Annotated in this window: 14 protein-coding genes, 2 tRNA genes and 2 riboswitches; of the genes, 5 read left to right on the top strand and 11 right to left on the bottom strand. The window is 64.4% G+C overall.

Translation table 11 applies throughout. The annotated features are described in order from the left end of the window. Window positions 1-53: 53 nt before the first annotated feature. The 9 genes from IRZ77_RS15255 to nhaR form a co-directional block, all read right to left on the bottom strand. Complete coding sequence (locus IRZ77_RS15255; protein ID WP_046615666.1) at window positions 54-1,625, bottom strand: sensor domain-containing diguanylate cyclase; 1,572 nt, start codon at window positions 1,623-1,625, stop codon at window positions 54-56. 77 nt (window positions 1,626-1,702) lie between these two features. After that, window positions 1,703-2,182: a hypothetical protein gene (locus tag IRZ77_RS15260; RefSeq protein ID WP_196173847.1), complete on the bottom strand. Its 480-nt coding sequence runs from the start codon at window positions 2,180-2,182 to the stop codon at window positions 1,703-1,705. 104 nt (window positions 2,183-2,286) lie between these two features. After that, the gene (locus IRZ77_RS15265; RefSeq protein WP_046615664.1) at window positions 2,287-3,627 is read right to left on the bottom strand and encodes an OprD family porin; all 1,341 of its coding nucleotides are present in this window, start codon (window positions 3,625-3,627) and stop codon (window positions 2,287-2,289) included. 16 nt (window positions 3,628-3,643) lie between these two features. Then, the gene (locus IRZ77_RS15270) at window positions 3,644-4,432 is read right to left on the bottom strand and encodes an ABC transporter ATP-binding protein (RefSeq protein WP_046615663.1); all 789 of its coding nucleotides are present in this window, start codon (window positions 4,430-4,432) and stop codon (window positions 3,644-3,646) included. Continuing rightward, the gene (locus IRZ77_RS15275; RefSeq protein ID WP_085600309.1) at window positions 4,429-5,445 is read right to left on the bottom strand and encodes a FecCD family ABC transporter permease; all 1,017 of its coding nucleotides are present in this window, start codon (window positions 5,443-5,445) and stop codon (window positions 4,429-4,431) included. The genes IRZ77_RS15270 and IRZ77_RS15275 overlap by 4 nt, the downstream gene beginning before the upstream one ends. Beyond that, window positions 5,445-6,455 carry an ABC transporter substrate-binding protein gene (locus IRZ77_RS15280; RefSeq protein ID WP_196173849.1) on the bottom strand — a complete coding sequence of 337 codons (1,011 nt, stop codon included), beginning with the start codon at window positions 6,453-6,455 and terminating at the stop codon, window positions 5,445-5,447. Before IRZ77_RS15280 ends, IRZ77_RS15275 begins: the two co-directional genes overlap by 1 nt. A 111-nt stretch (window positions 6,456-6,566) precedes the next feature. Beyond that, window positions 6,567-6,764: riboswitch (cobalamin riboswitch) on the bottom strand. A gap of 28 nt (window positions 6,765-6,792) precedes the next feature. Beyond that, window positions 6,793-7,959 (bottom strand): DUF1624 domain-containing protein, encoded by a 1,167-nt coding sequence (locus tag IRZ77_RS15285; RefSeq protein ID WP_108479815.1) that lies wholly within the window; start codon window positions 7,957-7,959, stop codon window positions 6,793-6,795. Between the two features lie 203 nt (window positions 7,960-8,162). Then, window positions 8,163-10,289 carry a TonB-dependent receptor gene (locus IRZ77_RS15290; protein WP_196173851.1) on the bottom strand — a complete coding sequence of 709 codons (2,127 nt, stop codon included), beginning with the start codon at window positions 10,287-10,289 and terminating at the stop codon, window positions 8,163-8,165. 109 nt (window positions 10,290-10,398) lie between these two features. Further along, window positions 10,399-10,606, bottom strand: a riboswitch (cobalamin riboswitch). Between the two features lie 35 nt (window positions 10,607-10,641). Further along, a complete protein-coding gene (gene nhaR / locus IRZ77_RS15295; RefSeq protein WP_015269780.1) occupies window positions 10,642-11,535 on the bottom strand; it encodes a transcriptional activator NhaR in 894 nt (297 codons plus the stop codon). Window positions 11,536-11,668: 133 nt separating this feature from the next. Here nhaR and IRZ77_RS15300 point away from each other — a divergent pair, with 133 nt between their 5' ends. After that, entirely contained in the window at window positions 11,669-11,908 is a 240-nt protein-coding gene (locus tag IRZ77_RS15300; protein ID WP_046615745.1) for a hypothetical protein, read from the top strand. A 28-nt stretch (window positions 11,909-11,936) separates the two neighbouring features. Then, window positions 11,937-12,689: a TerC family protein gene (locus tag IRZ77_RS15305; protein WP_003260907.1), complete on the top strand. Its 753-nt coding sequence runs from the start codon at window positions 11,937-11,939 to the stop codon at window positions 12,687-12,689. A gap of 132 nt (window positions 12,690-12,821) precedes the next feature. On the opposite strand, the gene IRZ77_RS15310 is transcribed toward IRZ77_RS15305, so the two are convergent. After that, a complete protein-coding gene (locus IRZ77_RS15310) occupies window positions 12,822-12,998 on the bottom strand; it encodes a hypothetical protein (RefSeq protein ID WP_167506588.1) in 177 nt (58 codons plus the stop codon). Between the two features lie 165 nt (window positions 12,999-13,163). On the opposite strand from IRZ77_RS15310, the gene IRZ77_RS15315 reads away from it, so the two are divergent. After that, window positions 13,164-13,898 carry a peptidase C39 family protein gene (locus tag IRZ77_RS15315; protein ID WP_025338520.1) on the top strand — a complete coding sequence of 245 codons (735 nt, stop codon included), beginning with the start codon at window positions 13,164-13,166 and terminating at the stop codon, window positions 13,896-13,898. 120 nt (window positions 13,899-14,018) lie between these two features. Here the strand turns inward: IRZ77_RS15315 and IRZ77_RS15320 are convergent, their stop codons facing one another. Then, on the bottom strand, window positions 14,019-15,302 hold the full coding sequence (locus tag IRZ77_RS15320; RefSeq protein WP_196173853.1) for an NAD(P)/FAD-dependent oxidoreductase: 1,284 nt from the start codon (window positions 15,300-15,302) through the stop codon (window positions 14,019-14,021). A 203-nt stretch (window positions 15,303-15,505) separates the two neighbouring features. On the opposite strand from IRZ77_RS15320, the gene IRZ77_RS15325 reads away from it, so the two are divergent. Beyond that, a tRNA-Val gene (locus tag IRZ77_RS15325) sits at window positions 15,506-15,582 on the top strand. 202 nt (window positions 15,583-15,784) lie between these two features. After that, window positions 15,785-15,858 (top strand) — tRNA-Val (locus IRZ77_RS15330). Window position 15,859 lies beyond the last annotated feature (1 nt).

Below are 15,859 nucleotides of genomic sequence, written 5' to 3' on the forward strand. Positions count from 1 at the left end.
CCTGTGGGAGCGGGTTTACCCGCGAAGAGGCCGGCACAGGCAAGCAAGGGCGCTCAGGCAACAACTACCCGATTGCGCCCCTCCTGCTTGGCCCGGTAAAGCGCCCGGTCAGCCGCGCTCAATGCATCCCCCGGTTCGCTCTCGGCCTCGCCATCCCAACGCGCCACCCCCAGCGACACCGTCACCGCCCCCACCGGCTCCACCGGCGTATCCTGCACCGTCACCCGCAGCCGTTCGGCCACCGCTGTCGCAACCTCCAGATTGGCCCCCGGCAGCAGCATCAGGAACTCCTCGCCGCCGGTGCGGCACAGCAGGTCACCCTCGCGGCAGCAGCGGCGCATCAGTTCCGCCAGCCGGCGCAGCACCTGGTCACCCATCTCGTGCCCGTGGCAGTCGTTTACCCGCTTGAAATGGTCGACATCCAGCACGATGGCCGCAAATGCGCGCCCCTCGGCTTCCAGCAGCGACAGGTTGAAATCCAGGCTGCGGCGGTTGCCCAGGCCGGTCAGCGGGTCGGTCTGGGCGTCGCGGTTGAGCCGGCCGATGCGTTCATGCAGCAGGTTCAGCCCGAACAGCAGCGCGCGCTTCAGCTCGGCCGCCTCGAAGTACCAGGCCGGCACCCGATGCAGGCGCTCGGCAGTGCCGGCCCGGTCCATCGAGCGGGCGCCAGCGGCCAGCTGCCACAGCGGCCGGGCGATGGTCATGGCCAGCCACCACAGCAGCACGCTGCCCACCAGCGCCAATGGCGCAGAGGTGCCGACCACGTTGAGGATCAGGTGGCTCAGTGGCATGACTGTCTGGGTCAGCGGCTGCTGCGCCACCACGCCCCAACCGGCACTGGGCACGGTGGCGAAGCCAGCGAGCATTTCCACCCCGAGGCTGTTGGTCAGTTGCCGGGTACCACTGCCCAGCGTTGACAGTTGGTCGATCAATTCATTGCCTTCCACCACTGTCCCCACGCGCTGGCTGTCGGGGTGATACAACAGACGGCGATTGCGGTCGACCACGTACAGGTAGGAACCGTCCTTGTAGAAATGCTCGCCCAGCAGGCTGTTGAGGATATTGCGTTCACGCAGGTACAGGCTGCCGCCGACATACCCCAGGTAGCGGCCGTTACTGTCGAAAATGGGTTGCGACAGCGCCACCACCAGGTTGTTGGCCGCTGACATGTAGGGCGTCGAAACCAGTGGGCGGCGCACCTGCAGTGCCTTCTGGACACCGGGCGAATGCATGTGCCGGCCGACCATGTGCCGCAAGTGTGCAGGGGATATCGCCAGCAGCACCCCGTTGGCATCGATCACGAACGTGGAATTGAAGGCCATGCTCTGGTTCAGTACACGCTCGGTCTCCGCCTGCAGGGCGACGGCGTCGCCCAGCTGGCGGCCTTGCACGCCAGCGCTGAACGACAGCTGCTGCAAGGCGTTGCCGATAAAGGTCTCGGTGATGCTGGCCAGCTTCATCGCATACACCCGGTTGGCTTCCAGGGCGTGGTCGATCAGCAGCTGGCGTTGCACCCGGTAGCTGGCAAAATAGCTGGCGCACAGCATGACCACGGCGGTAAGGGCGCAAAGCACCAGAATGAGTGTGCGTAGATCCAGACGCAGTCCGTGCTTGGCGTGTGGCAATCCTGACCTCGGATGATCGAAAACGGCTACGAAATGGGTACAACGTTACGCCTTATGGGCGCAGTGGGGAACCGCGTTCAGGAGCCTGGGTTTTCCAGCGCGTCCAGCTCGTCTTCAACCTGCTGCATGCGCTGCTCGGCCAGGGCCTGCACCTTCGCGTCGCGGGCCGATTCGCGCATCAGGGCGGTGAGCTTCTCGCTCAGGCGCTTGCCGGCCTCGGTGTCTTCCAGGGCGCGGGCCTTGGCCGGGTCTTGGGTGGCCTCGACGATGGTGGCGAATTCGGCATTGCTGAAGTTCTTTTCGCTGTACAGGCGGAACAGGTCCTGGCGCTGGTCCTCGACGGTCAGGTGCTTGCGCAGCACGCTCTGGATGGTCGCTTGCGACAGCTGCGGGTGCGTGCGGCCGAGCAGCGCGGCCATGCGCTCGATATTGTGCGTGTAGGCATCCTGCAGCGGCAGCTGGGCCAGGATCTGTTCTTCGCGGGAGGGTTTCTGGTCGCAGGCGGTGAGGGCTGCAGCCAGTAGCAGGGGCAGCAGCAACTTCTGGAAGCGAGGCATGGCGTGGCCTGGTTGGGCAGTGAGTGCTGCCGATTATACGGCAGTTGTGGTTGCCTGATGGATTTTGGGGCTGCCTTGCAGCCCCATTCAGGCAACGCGGAACATCAGAACCCACCCCCCAACGGCCATTCCACCGCCAACCGTATCTGGTCCCCATCCAGCTCCGCCTGCGCCGTATTGCCCCGATGCACGTTATGCCGCAGCGAAAACGCGGTGCCCTTGGCCTTGCCGCTCTGCACCACATACCGGGCCTCCAGGTCGCGCTCCCAATGCTTGCCCCCCTTGCCATAACCCAGGTAGGCATACCCGCCCGCAGGGTCGACATGGCTGCCGTCGATATCGAACCCGCGCACGTACAACGCCGTCAGGTTTAACCCCGGTACGCCATAGGCGCCCATGTTCAGGTCATAGCGCGCCTGCCACGACTTTTCGTTTGGTGCGTTGAAGTCCGACATCTGCACCGCGTTGGCAATGAAGATTGCCCCTCGCGTCACGTAGTCGAACGGCGTGTTGCCGTCCACCTGCTGCCAGCCCAGGCTGAAACCGTGCGGCCCGTGGTCGTAACGCGAGACCAGGCTCCAGGTGGTGTTGTCGATGTGCCCGGACAGCGCCTTGCCGGTGTCGGTGGTGCGGTACAGGTTTAGGTCGAGGGTTAGGCTGCGGCGCTCATCCAGGGCATGGCTGAGGGTGCTGCCCAGGTAATGCTGGTTCCAGCTGTCCTGGTAGCGTGAGGTGTACAGGCTGCCGCTGAAGACGGCGCCGGGGTTCCACACCACGCCGGCCAGGTCGAAGCTGTTGCCCTGGCGGCCATTGGAGTAGTTCACCACGAAACCCTGATCGTGGCTGGAAGCATTGCGGTCGGCGTTCTCGTTGAAATGCCCTGCCACCAGCCTGAGGTTGTCGAACTCGGTACTGTCAAGGAAGAACCCGGTCGCGGTCTCGGGCAGCAGGCGGCTATCGGACGAGCTGAACACCGGGGTCTTGACCCGTTGCTCACCGTAGGACAGCACGGTATCGGACATGCGCAGTTTCAGTGCCGCGCCGGCACGGCTGTATTCGTTCTTCGGGTGCCCCTCGTTATCCACCCCGAGCAAGCGTGCCTTGCCCACGCGCCCGCCGCCGCTGTCGAGTTGCACGCCCAGGTAGGCGTGGGCGTCGACCCCGACACCGATCAGCCCCTGGGTAAAACCGGACCGGAAGGTGCCCATCAGGCCATAGGCCCATTCCTCTGCCTTGCCGCTACGTTCATTGCGCGGCTTGTAGGCGTTGCGCCCGGCACTGTTGCGCCCGCCATGTTTGTAATCGCGCTGGTCGAATACGCTGCGGTTGAGCAGGCTCCAGCGGCCATCCTCGACAAAACCGTTGCTTTGCGACTGGGCGGAGTCGGCCAGTGCAGGGGGGGCGAGCAGGGCGCTGGCGAGCAGCAAAGGGACAGAGCGCGACATGGGCAGAACTTCCTGTTCAGGGGGCGCGAAAACGCAGGATGCGCGCGCCGTCGAAAGGGTCGATGAGGTAATGGGCGTGCACGCCGAAGGTGTTCAGCAGGCGCTCGGGTGTAAGCACCTCGAGCGGTTTGCCGAGGGCGACCAGGCGGCCCTTGTCGAGCACCGCGATGCGGTCGCAGGTGAGCGCCTGGTTGAGGTCATGCAGGGCCACCAGGGTGGTCACCGGCAAGGCCTGCACCTGCTGCAACAGGCTCAGCTGGTGCTGGATATCCAGGTGGTTGGTCGGCTCGTCCAGCAGCAGCACCTGCGGCCGCTGTGCCAAAGCACGGGCGATGTGCACGCGCTGGCGTTCGCCACCCGACAGCGACCCCCACAGGCGTGTGCGCAGGTGCAGGGCGTCGAGGTCGGCCAGGGCCTGTTCGACGATCGCGTGGTCCTCCCGGGAGAACGGCGCCAGCGCCGACAGCCAGGGGGTACGGCCCAGGGCAACGGCATCGAACACGCTGATCGCATCGAGGGTGTCGGCCTGCTGTTCGACCAGCGCCAAGGCCTGGGCGACCCGGCGGCGGGGCAACCGTGCGAGCGGTTCCCCCAGCAGTTGCACGCCGCCGTTGCCTGGCTTGCGCAGCCCGGCCAGCACCTTCAGCAGCGAGGATTTGCCGGAGCCGTTGGGGCCGACGATGCCCAGGGTTTCACCGGCGACAACGCTCAGTTCGATATTGCTGAGCACGGTATTGCCGGCCAGTTGCAGCCCCAGGTTCTGGCAACTCAAGGGGGCCATCCGTACCGCCGTCATGACCGTCATGGGCGCCCCCGGCGGCTGATCAGGATCAACGCGAAGACCGGTGCGCCGAGCAGCGCGGTGACCACGCCAACCGGGATCACCTGGCCAGGGATCAAGGTGCGCGACAGGATGTCGGCGGCAATCAGGAACAGTGCCCCGCCCAGTGCGCTGGCGGGCAGCAGGCGGCTGTGCCCGGGGCCTAGCAGCAGGCGCAGGGCATGGGGGATCACCAGCCCGACAAAACCGATGGCGCCGACGATGGACACCATCACGGCGGTCACCAGCGCCGCGCAGCTGATCAGCAGCAACTGGGTACGCCGCACCGGGATGCCGAGCGACGCCGCCGAGTCGGCACCGAAGGTGAAGGCATCCAAGGCACGGCGATGCCACAGGCACACCAGCAGCCCGAACAGTACAACCGGCACGGCCAGCCACACCGAAGGCCAACGTACGCCACTGAGGTTGCCCAGCAGCCAGAACAGGATGCCGCGTGCCTGCTCGGCGGTGGCCGACATGGTGATGAGGAAGGCGGTAAGGGCGTTGAACAGTTGCGAGCCGGCGATTCCGGCAAGGATCACCTGGGCATTGTTGCTGCTGGGGCCGGCTGCCCGGGCCAGTACCAGTACCAGGGCGAACGCTGCCAGGGCGCCGATGAAGGCGCCGCCAGACATGCTCAGCGCCAGGCTGCCGAAACCCAGCAGGCCCACCAGCACCGCACCGGTCGAGGCGCCGGCAGACAGCCCCAGCAGGTAAGGCTCGGCCAACGGGTTGCGCAACAGTGCCTGGAGGATCACGCCGCAGGTGGCAAGGCCGGCGCCGCAGGCCGCAGCAACCAGGGTGCGGGGCAGGCGGTAGTTCCAGACGATGCCGGCGTCGATCGGGTCGACCGGGTAGCCGGCCTGCCACAGGTGGTTGGCCAGCACCTGGCTGACCACGCCGGGCGACAGGTTGGTTTCGCCGATGGCGGTGCCGGCCAGCAGGGCTGCCAACAGGGCGGCCAGGGCAACGGCGATGCAGGGTAGCAGGCGCATCATCACTGGGCTGCTTTGCCGCTGGCGAAGGCGGCAGCCAGCGTCTGCAGGCCGCTGAACAAGCGAATGCCGGCCTGCATGGCGTCGGCGTCGAGGATGATGATGCGGTCGTGCTTCACCGCGTCCATGTTCCGCGTTACCGGGTCGCTACGCAGGAATGCCAGCTTCTTCTCGTAGTCGTCGGCGGGGTAGCGGCGGCGGTCCATGCGGGCAATGATCAGCCAGGTGGGGTTGGCCTTGGCCAGGGTTTCCCAACCTACGGTCGGCCATTCTTCGCTGGACTCGACCACGTTGCGCACGCCGAGGGTACGCAGCATGAAGTCGGCGACCCCCTGGCGGCCCGCCACGTAGGGGTCGGTGTGCAGGTCGGCGCTGGAGAACCAGAACAGCGCCGAGGTGGCGGCCAGGTACTTGTCGGCCAGTTGCGCCCTGGCACTGTCCAGGCGGCTTCTGAGCTCGGTATTCAGGGCCGTGCCACGGTCCTGCACGTCGAAGATTGCCGCCAGCTGGCTGACGCTCTTGTAGATGGTGTCGACCTGGAACGCCTGCAGGCGGGTGCCATCGGCGCCCACCAGGTTGTCCTTGCCTTCGCAGTCCGACGGCAGCAGGTAGGTGGGGATGCCCAGTTCATCGAACTGCTCGCGGGTGCCGACCACGCCCTGGGCACCGACCATCCATTCGAACTGCACCGTCACCAGTTGCGGGCGCTTGCCCACTACCGCCTCGAAGCTGGGTTCGTTGTCGGCCAGGCGCGGCACCTTGGCGTTCTGCATCTGGTACTCGGGCAGCACGTTGTTGAACCACAGCGAGGTGGCTGCAAGTTTGTCGCCCAGCCCCAGCGCGTAGAGCATCTCGGTACCGGCCTGGCCAATGGTGACCGTGCGTTGCGGCGCCTGGGTGAAGGTTTGCGGCTTGCCGCAGTTGTCGACCGTCAGCGGGTAATGGGTGGCAGCAGCCTGGGCCAGGCCGGTGAGGCCGAGGCCGGCGAGCAGGGGGGCAAAACGGGGCAGCATGCTGGGCGATCTCCTATCGGACAGTTCGGGTGAGGAACGCACGGACAGGCATCGCCGAGCCCCCGCTGGCGGCAGGGGCAACACTGATGGCCAATCCCGGACACCCCGCCGGTTGGTGAATGTAGGCCGGCAGGTCTCCTGACTGGTGCGTCATGGCCTGGCTCCGGCCTTCCCGGGTTCGTGGCCCAGTGGCATCGATGGAGCAGGCTCGGCACCTACAGTTGCGGGGGCAGTTCCGTTTGGCCCGAATTGGCGGGCTTGGGATTCCCTATTGATTCCGTGGTGGAAACCGGCGGCCGGCATGGTAGACCATCGTGCCGCCGGGTGAAAACGCTTTTCAAAAGTACTTCAGCCAGGTGATGTCGCGCCGCTGCGCCTTCAGGCGGGCGAACCAGCGCACCGGCAGGTACAGCGAAACCGCCAGCAGCGCTGCCCCCAGCCACACCGCAGGGATGCCGTCGAAGCCGAAGTAGTCGCCATGGTTGCGGCCAAACAGCGCCACGCTGGCCAGGTACAGCAGCTTCAGCACATACAGGTGCAGCAGGTAGAAGAACATCGGTGCCGCGCCGAACACCGCCAGGGCACTGATCCACCGGGCCTGGCCGGCGCGCTCGAAGGCGCGCAGCAACAGCAGGCCGCAGCCCAGGGTCAGGGCCAGGAACAGCAGCGACGGCGGGTATTTGGTGATGTTGAAGAAGCTCATCAGGGTTTGCGTGACGGTCGGGTAAGCGCTCCACGGCGCCTCGCCGTAGCCGTTGACCAGGCGCAGCGCAACAAAGCCCAGCAGCGCGATCAGCCCGGCCAGCAGCAGGCGATGCTGGCGTTGGCCGGCCTCGCTGGCACGGGCGAACCACGGGCCCAGGCCATAGCCCAGGGCGATGACACCGATCCACGGCAGCACCGGGTAAGAGGTACGCAGACGCAGGCTTTCGGAGTACTCCAGCCAACCCCGGTCATGCAGGATCGCCCAAGGCACATGCAAGGCTGATTCGACGCCGAAGTGCAGGCCATCGAGCAGGTTGTGGCCGGCGATGATGATTGCGCCCAGGGCGATCAGGGCGGCGCGTGGCAACCAGACCAGCAGCGACAGGGCGATCATGCTCACGCCGATGGCCCAGATCACCTGCAGGTAGATGACGCTGGGTGGCAGCTGGAACGTCCAGGCGAAGTTGACCAGGGTGAATTCCAGCACCACCAGAAACAGCCCGCGCTTGAACAGGAACGCCGAGACATCGCCGCGGCCCTGGTGTTTCTCGCCGTACAGCCAGGCCGACAGCCCGGTCAGCATGACGAACACCGGCGCGCACAGGTGGGCCAGGGTGCGGCTGAAGAACAGCGAAGGCTCGGTGGTATCGATGGCCATCGGGTCGCTGACCTGGCGGTGCAGGAAAAAGGTTTCGCGGACGTGGTCCAGGAGCATGAACAGGATCACCAGGCCGCGCAGGGCATCGATGCTCTGCAGGCGCTGGGTGAGCAGGGTGGGGGTGGCACTGGCGCTTGTCATGGGAATTCGCTGATAGGAATGGATGTCAACTGAAACGTTATCTTATAACTAAAACGTGGCGGGACGGTAGATGTTTTTGTGCTACCTGTGCCGGCCTCTTCGCGGGTAAACCCGCTCCCACAGGGATATCACAGGATTCGAGTACGGTGACGTACCTGTGGGAGCGGGTTTACCCGCGAAGAGGCCGGTGCAGGCAGTTCAGGTCAGAAGCTGTAATCCACCGTCGCAAAGTACGACCGTGGCATCCCCATCAGCCACTGCTTGCCACTGAACGCCGACTGCACATACTCACGGTCGAACAGGTTGTTCAACTGCAACCCCAGCCGCACATCCGGCAACACCTGCCAGCCGATGTCGGCATCGACCACGGTGTAGCCGGGGGCGCTTTGGGTGTTGGCGGTATCGGCATATCGTTCGTCCACATAACGCGCGCCAATGCCGGCCTCCAGCCGCTGGCCGAAGCCTTTGCTCAGCCACAGGTTGGCGGTACGCCGCGGGACATTGGCCGGGTGATTGCCCGCACGGTCCTGCGCCACGGCGCCAACCATTTCGTCGAAGTCGTCGTACCTTGCGCGCACGATCGCCGCGTTGGCTGACACCTGCCACTGGTGCGCCAGCGCCAGTTCCAGGGTTGCCTCCAGGCCGTCGGACGTCTGCTGGCCAGCCTGCTGCTTCTCGTGCGTGATCGGGTCATCCACCAGCAGCTTCTTCTTGACGATGTGGTAGGCCGCCAATGTCCATTCGCCACGCCCCTCCCAGAAGCGCTGCTTCAGCCCCACCTCGGTCTGTCTGGCCTCGGTCAGGTCGTAGTGCATCTGGTTGGCGCTGAGGCTGATGAGGTTGTTGACCCCGTCCTCGCTGGTGGAGTACTGGCCATACAGCGACAGGTCGTCGCTGACCGCAAACACCAGCCCGGCACGCCAGTTGCCCCCTTGCAGGCTGCGGTCGCTGCGGCTGTCGGTGGTCAGTTTCTCCTGGACGATGTGGTTCTGGTCGCGGCGCACGCCGGTAACCAGTGACAGCCGATCGCTCAACTGCAGGCGGTTTTCGGCGAACAGGGCAAAGGTGTGGGTGGTGGACAGGGTTTGCGGGCGCAGCGGCGAGGCGCTGTGAAACCAACCCGGTTGCGGCTGCCATGGGTCGATGTAGTCACTGCCTGCATCGTTGTAGGGTGCGTTGCTGTCGACGTTGAAGCGGACCTTGTTGTACTCGGCGCCGACCACGGTCTTGCTGGCCAGGCCAAGCAGCCTGTGGTCGAGGGTGAATGCCTGGCGATCGCCGAACTGTTCCTGGTTGTGCTTGATCTGCAGGTAGCTGCCGCGCAGCAGCTGCTGGCGCCCGGTATCCCAGCTGTAGTCCTCGGCGTTGCGCCAGTGACGGGGGCTCTTGATGTAGTACAGCTGGTTGCTGGCGCTCAGGTGGTCGTTCAAAGCCCAGTCGGTGTTCAGGCGGGTCCATTCATCGACGTAATGCTGCACGTCGTCCTGCACGTTGTAGTTCTTCTTGCGCAGGCTGCTGCGGTAGTGGCCGTCGATCAGCGGGGTGCCGTAGTAGTTGGCAGGCTGCGCATCGCCGCGGTCGTGGGCGAGGGTGAAGCTGAGGTCGTCGCTGGCGTCGAAGCGCAGCGCGGCGCTCAGCGCCAGGCTGCGGGACGGGGTGCGGTCGACCCAACCGTTACCGGTTTGCTGGTTCAGGGCCAGGCGGTAGCTCAGGCGCTCGCCGAGGCTGCCGCCGCTGTCCAGGCCGAGCTGCTGGCGGTCCCACGAACCGTAGCCCAGGCGCAGGTGGTTGCGTACCTCGCCGGCAAACGGCTTTTTCGGGATCACGTTGACCACCGCACCGGTGGCGCCTTCGCCATAAAGCACCGAGGCCGGGCCGCGAATCACATCAATGCGCTCGACCATCCATGGGTCGACCGGGAACGTCTGGGTGCCGGCACCGGTGTACAGGCGGGCCCCGTCGAACAGTGTCATCACCGAGTTGTGCCCGGTAAAGCCGCGGGCGGACAGGCCCGTGCCGCCGTCGCCCGGGGAGCCGATGTAGCTGATGCCCGGTGAGCGGGTCACCGCATCCTGTACGGTGAAGTTGTTGCGCTGCTGGATCTGTTTGGCGCTGATGCTGCTGGTGCTGGCCGGTGTCTCCAGGGCGCTGAGGCCAAGACGCGAGCCAGCCTGGGTCGGCGTGGCCAGGTCGATGGCGTAGCTGTCGAGGGTGTCAGTGATGGCCGTGGAGGGCAGGGCCAGTGGCTGTCGGTCGAGGTCATCGGCCAGTGTCGGCAGGGAAACGGCCAGGCAGGCCGCCAGAGGGTGAAGCTTGAAGATACGGGACATGTCGTTCCACTACTGCAGGAATGAATGGATCCCGGTGGAAAACACGCAAAGGCGCACCGTGCACACAGGCGCGCGCACGGATACCGGCCTGCGCCCGCCCACCGCGGGTTGCCAAGTGAAGCTTCAGGCCGGTCTCCGGGCTTGCGAGGGGCATGAAACCTTCACCTTCCCATGCAGGTGCACAGTGGTATCTCGAAGGGTTCGCTCGCTTACCGTTGCGGGGGCAGCGCCGGACTTGTCGTGGGCAACACGACGCACCGGCTTCCCGTTTCACCCTGCGCGCGGCGGCGCAGGGCACCTGAAACTGGCGGGCATATGACCATTGAAACGCGGGAGGCGTCAAATCCGCCTGCTACCAATGAAACAACTCTCGTCGCGCCCCCTCGGTAATTGCCACGATCCCCGGGTGCTTGACCTTGCGCTCTACCGAAATGGCATAGAACGACTCGTGCACTGCCTCGGTCTGCCCGATCAGCTCCACGCCGTATTGGCGGCATACCTCCTCGGCGATCACGCTGGGCGCGACGAAGATGCCGCTGCCCGACTGCCCGAACGCCTGCATCAAGGCACTGTCATCGAACTCGCCAACGATCCGTGGCTGCACCTGTTGCTCACCCAGCCAGCGCAGCAGGCGGCTGCGTACCACGGTTTCCTGCCCGGGGATAAGCAATGGCGCATCCTGCAGGCAGGCGGGGAAGGGGCCTTCCAGGCGTTGTGCCAGCGCCGGAGTGGCGAAGAAGCTCAACCCGCACTCGCCCAGTTTCTGGCTATAACCCTTGATGTCCAGGTGGCTGGGCATGGGGCTGTCGGAAATCACCAGGTCCAGGCGCTGGATCGCCAGGTCCGCCAGCAGCCGTTCGAGCTTGTCTTCGCGGCAGTTGATACGCAGAACGTCGTCCAGCTCCATGGTCGGTGCCAGCAGGCGGTAGACGATGGACTTTGGCACCACGTCCGCCACGCCCACGCGGAACAGGATCTGCTCCTGCGGGCCGGCCCGCAGCATGGCCTCCAGCTCGCTACCCAGCTGGAACATCTGTTCGGCATAGATCAGCGTCTGGCGCCCTGTTTCGGTCAGCTCCAGCTGGCGCCCCACGCGCTGGAACAACTCCAGGCCGTATGTCTGTTCGAACAAGCTGATTTGCCCGCTGATGGTTTGCGGGGTCAGGTTCAACTGTTCGCTGGCGCGGGCGATGCTGCCGGTCTTGGCCACGGCCCAGAAGTAGTGCAACTGCCGATAGTTGAGCATCGGTATGTTTCCGGATTCGTAAAAACCGAAGTATAACCGCTGAAAATACGAATTTTCCGGATGTGTTGCGCTCTTTAGAATGTGACTCCATCAGCGCCGTGTGCGCCGCAGGAACATGAAAAGCGAGGAACCCATGCTGCAACTAAAATCCATCGGCACGCCGCTGGTGCTGGCCTTGTCCCTGTTCACCCTGGCAGGTTGCGAGCAGGCCGAGAAATCTGCCCAGCAGATGCTCGACCAGGCTGCACAGTCGGCCAAGCAGGCCATCGACGACACCAACAAGGCCGCACAGCAGGCATTGAGCGAGGCCATCGGCAGCGAAGGGCACAAGCCCAAGGACGCCGACAAGAAAGAAGACACCCAGGAAATCTGACCCCAACCGCTGCTGCAGGATTTGAACAATGGAATACTTGCTGGAACTCGTCGCTAGCCCTACCGCCTGGGTTGCCCTGGCTACGCTGGTGGCCATGGAAGTCGTGCTGGGCATCGACAACCTGATCTTCATCTCCATCCTGACCAACAAACTGCCGGTGGAGTATCGCTCCAAGGCGCGCCGTATCGGTATCAGCATGGCCTTGGTCATGCGCCTGGCCTTGCTCAGCACGGTGGCCTGGATCGTCCAGCTGACCGACCCGGTGTTCGAAGTGTTCGGCAATGCCTTCTCCTGGAAGGACGTGATCCTGATTGCCGGTGGCCTGTTCCTGCTGTGGAAGGCGACCAAGGAAATCCACGAGAACGTCGACCCGCACGGGGCCAAGGAAGAAGCCAAGGTGTCGTCGACGGTTACCCTGGGCTTTGCCGCGGCGATCTTCCAGATCCTGTTGCTGGACATCGTCTTCTCGGTCGACAGCATCATCACCGCCGTGGGCATGACCGAACACCTGCCGATCATGATCATTGCCGTTATCACTGCCGTGATCGTCATGATGGTAGCCGCCGACCCGTTGGCCAACTTCATCAATGACAACCCGACCGTGGTGATGTTGGCCCTGGGCTTCCTGATCATGATCGGCATGACGCTGATCGCCGAAGGTTTCGGCGCCCATGTACCGAAGGGTTATGTGTACGCGGCCATGGCTTTCTCGACGGCGATCGAGATCCTCAACATCCTGGCCCGTCGGGCGCGGTTGAAGCGTGAGGCGGCTGAAGGTTGATGCAAGAAAAGCGGGGCGCTTGCGCCCCGTTCGCGGGCTTGCCCGCTCCCACAGGTGCCGCGTCAGCCAGATAGCTACGCGGTCCCTGTGGGAGCGGGCAAGCCCGCGAATGGGGGTAGGGAAAATCTCTAGTCAGTGCACCCCGGCATGCCGCCGCGCCCGGCGCACAGGCTGTGGCTTGGCGGGGGCCTGCGGTGGCAGGTGGTGGTGGGAATGACGCCGCACGATACGCAGTACACCCCACAGCATGGCAGCTGCAACGCTCAGCCACATGCCCACCAGCATGAGTATCGCCATGGTCAGGCTCATCTGTGCCTCCATCTCTACGGGCCGCGCTCGGTCGCCGACGCTGGCCTTCCAGACACTGCTTTAGTCTAGTCTTTCGCCAGTGACGTTCCATTGACCAAAGGTCTATTGCTTGGTCCGATTTGCTCCTAACCGGTGTCGGACTATACCCGCGCCGCTGTCCGACCTATGATCGGTGGCCAGAGCCGGGCGCTGCCTGCCCGGCGTTGGAGCAAGCGAGTGTCCATGCAGCAACCTTCCTTCAAGACCATCCCTCGTCGGCTGCTGGCGGCCTGCCTGGTAGCGGCCAGCCTGGCCGGTTGTGCCAGCGCACCCTCCGCCAACCTCAAGGGCCTGCCACAGCGGGTCGAGATCAGCAGCGTGCCGTTCTACCGTGGCAACGCCAACCACAGCGGGGCCATGGCATTGGCGGCGGTGCTGTCGCAACAGGGGGCTCCGATCACGCCGGGGCTGCTGGACAAGCCGCTGAACCTGCCCCAGGGCGCCGAGGCGCTGGACACCGGCATCCCCCGGGTGGCGCGCGACTACGGCATGGTGGTGTATCCACTGGACAAGCAGCTGGACGCGCTGTTGACCCAGGTTGCGGCGGGCAACCCGGTGCTGCTGCGTTACGAGGATGGTTCGGCCTGGTGGAGCGAGCCACGCTACGCCGTGCTGATCGGCTACGACCGCTACAAGCAGCGGGTGCTGTTGCGCTCGGGCATGCACCGGCGGCAGCTGATGGCGTTCGATGACTTTGCCTCGGCCTGGGCGAAGCTTGGGAGTTGGGCGGTGCTGGTGCAGCCACCGCGGCAACTGCCGGCCCAGGTGGACCGCCAGCGCTGGTTGCAGGCTGCGGATGAACTGGCCCGGGCGGGGCAGGAGATTGCGGCGAAGCAGGCTGTGAGTAGCCTGAACAAATAGCTTTATCTGTGCCGGCCCTTTCGCGGCTGAACCCGCTCCCACAGGAAACCCGCTGCCCTCAGGCCCAGTGATATCCCTGTGGGAGCGGGTTTACCCGCGAAGAGGCCAGCCCTGCCTACATCAGAAGCCCAGGCGATCGCGCAGGCTGTAGTACCAGGCACCAATGGCGCTGAACGGCACGCGCAGCATCTGGCCACCCGGGAACGGGTAGTGCGGCAGGCCGGCGAAGGCGTCGAAGCGCTCGGCCTGGCCGCGCATGGCCTCGGCCAGCACCTTGCCCGCCAGGTGGGTGTAGGTCACGCCGTGACCCGAGCAGCCCTGGGAGTAGTAGATGTTCTCGCCGATACGGCCAACCTGCGGCAGGCGCGACAGGGTCAGCAGGAAGTTGCCGGTCCAGGCGTAGTCGATCTTCACGTTCTGCAGCTGCGGGAAGGCCTTGAGCATCTTCGGACGGATGATCGCCTCGATGTTGGCTGGGTCACGCGCGCCGTACACCACGCCACCACCGAAAATCAGGCGCTTGTCGCTGGTCAGGCGGTAGTAGTCGAGCAGGTAGTTGCAATCCTCGACGCAGTAGTCCTGCGGCAGCAGGGTGCGCGCCAGTTCGTCGCCCAGCGGCTCGGTGGTGATCACCTGGGTGCCGCATGGCATGGACTTGCTGGCCAATTCCGGCACCAGGTTGCCCAGGTAGGCGTTGCCGGCAACGATGATGAACTTGGCGCGGACCTTGCCCTGCGGGGTGTGCACCACCGGGTTGGCGCCACGCTCGATGCGCACGGCCGGGGTTTGCTCATAGATGATGCCGCCCAGCGACTCGACCGCGGCGGCTTCGCCCAGGGCCAGGTTCAGCGGGTGGATGTGGCCGCCGCTCATGTCCAGCATGCCGCCCACATAGTTGTCGCAGGCGACCACTTCGCGGATGCGCTTCTGATCCATCAGCTCCAGCTGATTGTGGCCGAAGCGTTCCCACAGGCGCTTTTGCGACTCCAGGTGGCCCATCTGCTTGCTGGTGAGGGCAGCGAACACGCCACCGTCCTTCAGGTCGCACTGGATGTTGTACTTGGCCACGCGCTCACGAATGATGCGCCCGCCTTCGAAGGCCATCTGGCCCAGCAGTTGGGCCTGCTTGGGGCCGACGGTGCGTTCGATGACGTCGATGTCGCGGCTGTAGCTGTTGACGATCTGGCCACCGTTGCGGCCCGATGCGCCGAAGCCGACCTTGGCCGCTTCGACGATGCTCACCTTGAAGCCGTTCTCCAGCAGGAACAGGGCGCTGGAGAGGCCGGTGTAGCCGGCGCCGATGATGCACACATCGGTTTCCACCTCACCCTGCAGCGCCGGACGTGGCGGCACCGGGTTGGCCGAGGCGGCGTAGTAGGACTGGGGGTAGGGGGTGTTAGCCATGCTGCAGGAACCTCGTGTTTTATATTTTTAACGAATGTACCGATGCTATCAATAATAATAAACACCCGCTAGTCGTCTGTTGAAAATCCTTTACTCGGCCCTCGTCAGCGCGCGTTTCTATAAAGAGTTTAAGATTCAGTAGGTTAGCGCGAAAAAAAGTGTTGACAGGGTTTTTGGAATGGGTAGAATGCGCACCACACGACAGGCACATAGCTCAGTTGGTTAGAGCACCACCTTGACATGGTGGGGGTCGTTGGTTCGAGTCCAATTGTGCCTACCAAATCGAAGAAGGGGTGATCCGAAAGGGTCACCCCTTTTTTCATTGTGATTTTATGCAGCCAGGCGGCGGTGTGCAGCCCATCCGACCGGTGCCGTGCTCATGCTGCACGGCTCCATGTGTACAAAACTCGAAAGTTTTTGATTTTTCTCAAAAAAACGCTTTACAGGTACGCAATCGATCACTAATATGCGCACCACACGACAGGCACATAGCTCAGTTGGTTAGAGCACCACCTTGACATGGTGGGGGTCGTTGGTTCGAGTCCAATTGTGCCTAC

The organism is Pseudomonas pudica, from assembly GCF_015680405.1.
GTDB lineage: Bacteria > Pseudomonadota > Gammaproteobacteria > Pseudomonadales > Pseudomonadaceae > Aquipseudomonas > Aquipseudomonas pudica.